Annotated in this window: 5 protein-coding genes; 2 read left to right on the top strand and 3 right to left on the bottom strand. The window is 53.0% G+C overall.

Annotation, left to right across the window (positions count from 1 at the left end):
* Window positions 1–126: 126 nt before the first annotated feature.
* The gene (gene mutT, locus VI01_RS15860; protein ID WP_034829661.1) at window positions 127–522 is read left to right on the top strand and encodes an 8-oxo-dGTP diphosphatase MutT; all 396 of its coding nucleotides are present in this window, start codon (window positions 127–129) and stop codon (window positions 520–522) included.
* Window positions 523–551: 29 nt separating this feature from the next.
* On the opposite strand, the gene yacG is transcribed toward mutT, so the two are convergent.
* The 3 genes from yacG to coaE are packed head-to-tail and all read right to left on the bottom strand — an operon-like array spanning window position 552 to window position 2,113.
* Window positions 552–749: a DNA gyrase inhibitor YacG gene (gene yacG, locus VI01_RS15855; protein WP_034829659.1), complete on the bottom strand. Its 198-nt coding sequence runs from the start codon at window positions 747–749 to the stop codon at window positions 552–554.
* A gap of 7 nt (window positions 750–756) precedes the next feature.
* Window positions 757–1,500 carry a cell division protein ZapD gene (gene zapD / locus VI01_RS15850; RefSeq protein ID WP_034829657.1) on the bottom strand — a complete coding sequence of 248 codons (744 nt, stop codon included), beginning with the start codon at window positions 1,498–1,500 and terminating at the stop codon, window positions 757–759.
* 4 nt (window positions 1,501–1,504) lie between these two features.
* Complete coding sequence (gene coaE, locus VI01_RS15845) at window positions 1,505–2,113, bottom strand: dephospho-CoA kinase (RefSeq protein WP_038649058.1); 609 nt, start codon at window positions 2,111–2,113, stop codon at window positions 1,505–1,507.
* A gap of 219 nt (window positions 2,114–2,332) precedes the next feature.
* On the opposite strand from coaE, the gene VI01_RS15840 reads away from it, so the two are divergent.
* On the top strand, window positions 2,333–3,373 hold the full coding sequence (locus tag VI01_RS15840; RefSeq protein ID WP_045815869.1) for a GMP reductase: 1,041 nt from the start codon (window positions 2,333–2,335) through the stop codon (window positions 3,371–3,373).
* The last annotated feature ends 19 nt before the right edge of the window (window positions 3,374–3,392 follow it).

The raw sequence follows: 3,392 nt of genomic DNA, 5'->3' as shown, positions 1-3,392 counted from the left end.
GTCAGGCTTAACTGACTGGCATTAAGCCTTCGGGCTCCTTTTTCTTTTGGCCGTCGCCACAGAGTTAACATTGCCTGGCGACTGCATTACTATCAGCGCTCATTAATTAAAAGCGGAATTCAGCTTATGAAACACCTGCAAGTCGCAGTGGGCATCATTCGCAATGCCAGCCGTCAGATCTTCCTTGCCCAGCGTGCGGCAAGTTCCTACATGGCGAATAAATGGGAGTTTCCTGGCGGAAAAATTGAACAGGATGAAACCGCTGAACAAGCGTTAAAACGCGAGTTGATGGAAGAGACCGGCATTGAGGTGACAGCCGCGAAGGCGATTGGTCTGGCCGATCATAGCTATGACGATCTGCGCGTCACATTGCACTTCTTCCTGGTGGAAGGATGGAACGGTGAGCCGTACGGCCGTGAAGGACAGCCTCAGCGTTGGGTGGAACAGCGTGATTTAGTCGCGGAAGAGTTTCCTCCTGCAAACCACGAACTTATCGCTCGCCTGGTGGCTGACGAAATTTAAGCGAAGGGGCGTAAGCCCCTTATCTCTTATTAATGCTGTTCTTCGCTCCAGTCATCGCTGTCGGTCAGATCGCTATCGCTGGGAATACGCTTCTCTTCAGCGGCCCATTCGCCCAAATCAATCAGCTGGCAGCGCTTGCTGCAGAACGGGCGCCACGGACTCAGTTCATCCCACATCACATCTTTACCGCAGTTGGGACAAGGTACGGTAATCATCTCTTCCTGCATAACAACCTCAACAACACGCTAATTCAAAATTCAATCGGGCTGGCACTTCACCGCGCTCGCTGTCCAGTGGCAGGAATCGAATGGCATAACGGCTTTTATGGCCTGAAACCTGCGGGTAAAGCGCATCTTCGAGGGTGAGCTGGAGACGTAACAAATCCGAACCTTCGGCATTATCCTGGTAAAAACCGTTCAGGCTGGTTTGATGACGAAATACGCCTGACTGACGCACCAGATCGAGGATCATGGTCAGACTATTGCGCAGAGGAACCAGTGACGCCAGCCAGCCGTTAACCTGCGAATCCCGCTGGGACTGTTGCTGGTGCAGCCAGATATGCAGGCTCGGCAAATCAAAACTGCAGCAGCCACCAGGAATGCTCAATCGCTGGCGTACCAATCCAATCAACCGATCTTCGCGCAACTGCTGACCCATACGTGGTGCCGCATTCAGCTCGCTGGATTGCTGTTTTAATCGATCACGCAGGCTGCTGACGGTGTGTTCGTCCACACCTGGCACATCAAGCCATGCGCGAAGTTTCTGCTGCTGGCGCTCCAGCTCTTTCAATAGCTCGGTACGCATATCACCGCGCTCAAAGATATCTAACAGATCACCAATGATGCGAAATACCCCTAATGCAGAGACGGAATTCACCACAGGCACCGTTTCATGCAGTTGGTTAAGTAATGACTCCACGCGCAGCCAGGTGCGCATCTTCTCATTCAGCGGGTGTTCAAACAGAACGACTGTACTCATGATGTTAATCCTGTCCGGTTGCTGCCAGGCGTAAATAACGCTGGTGAAGTTCAGCAACGCGCGGCAACGCCTGCTCGGGCGTACCACTGTTATCGATGATGTCATCCGCACAGGCCAGACGCTGCTCGCGGCTGGCCTGTGCGGCAAGAATATTTTTTGCCTGGCTAAGTGTGATGCCATCACGCTGCTGAGTACGCCGCAACTGCGTAGCTTCATCCACATCAACCACCAGAACCCGGTCAGCCTGATGCTGTAACCCGTTTTCCACCAATAGTGGCACCACCCATAACACATAGGGTGACGTTGCCAATAATTTTAGCTGCTGCGTACGGGCATTGATAAGAGGATGAAGCAGCTGATTTAGCCAGTTTTTTTCTTTCGGCTGCTGAAAAATAATCTCGCGCAGCCGTGCCCGATACAACGCTCCTTCGGCGGTCAATATTGACTCACCATGGCGTTTAACGATCGCCTGCAGGGCGGGTGAACCAGGTTCAACCACTTCTCGCGCAATCACATCAGCATCAATAATATCAACGCCTAGCGCGGCGAAAGCATTGGCAATGGTGCTTTTACCACTGCCAATTCCTCCGGTGAGCGCAACGGTAAAAGGCATAGCGTTCTCTCAAAATTGTCTTCATTGGGCGACCATCAGCCGCAATAAGATGAGAGCATGATCACAATCAATTTTCTCAGCTAAATTTAAGGGATTGTAGCTTAAATAAAGTGAAATTCGCAGTCTTGTCGCGGAACGAATGGCGCGTATGATAACGACACTGGAGCCGTGAGCGCTACCCGAACTGCGGTTCGTCGTCACTAACCAGGACACTCAGCTATGCGTATTGAAGAAGATTTAAAACTGGGCTTTAAAGATGTTTTGATCCGCCCCAAACGCTCCACCCTGAAAAGCCGTTCTGAGGTTGAACTCGAACGCACCTACACTTTCAAGCATTCAGGTCTGAACTGGACCGGCGTTCCGGTGATTGCCGCCAATATGGACACCGTGGGCACATTCACCATGGCCGAAGCGCTGGCGGGCTTCAATGTTCTGACTGCAGTGCATAAACACTACAGCGTGGAAGCCTGGCAGGCATTTATCCAGCGCGTACCGGCTACAGTGCTCGGGCATGTGATGGTGTCATCCGGTACCTCCGAAGCCGATTTCAGTAAACTCACCGCGATTCTCGCCCTATCGTCACAGCTCAATTTCATCTGTATTGATGTTGCCAATGGTTACTCCGAGCACTTTGTTGAGTTCCTGCAACGAGTGCGTGAAAGTTTCCCAGGCAAAACCATCTGCGCGGGTAATGTGGTGACCGGTGAAATGGTCGAGGAGCTGATTCTTTCTGGCGCGGATATCGTCAAAGTCGGCATTGGTCCCGGTTCTGTCTGCACTACGCGAGTCAAAACCGGCGTCGGCTACCCGCAACTGTCTGCGGTGATTGAGTGTGCAGATGCGGCGCATGGCCTCGGCGGCCAGATCGTCAGCGATGGCGGCTGTTCGGTGCCGGGTGATATTGCGAAAGCTTTCGGCGGCGGGGCAGATTTTGTCATGCTCGGCGGCATGCTGGCGGCGCACGATGAGTGCGAGGGGAACGTCGTCGAAGAGCAGGGCGAACAGTTTATGTTGTTCTATGGTATGAGCTCTAAATCCGCGATGAAACGCCATGTCGGCGGTGTTGCCCAGTATCGTGCTGCAGAAGGGAAAACCGTTCGTCTGCCACTGCGTGGCCCGGTGGAGGAAACCGTGAAGGATATCCTCGGCGGCCTGCGTTCGGCCTGCACTTACGTAGGTGCAGCACGCCTTAAAGAACTGACAAAGCGCACCACGTTTATTCGTGTGGCGGAACAGGAAAATCGGGTATTCACGCGCTGATGGCTGATGGCTGATGGCT

The organism is Pantoea sp. SM3, assembly GCF_000963995.1.
GTDB lineage: Bacteria > Pseudomonadota > Gammaproteobacteria > Enterobacterales > Enterobacteriaceae > Pantoea > Pantoea rwandensis_B.
This window is presented reverse-complemented; position numbering and strand designations above follow the sequence as displayed.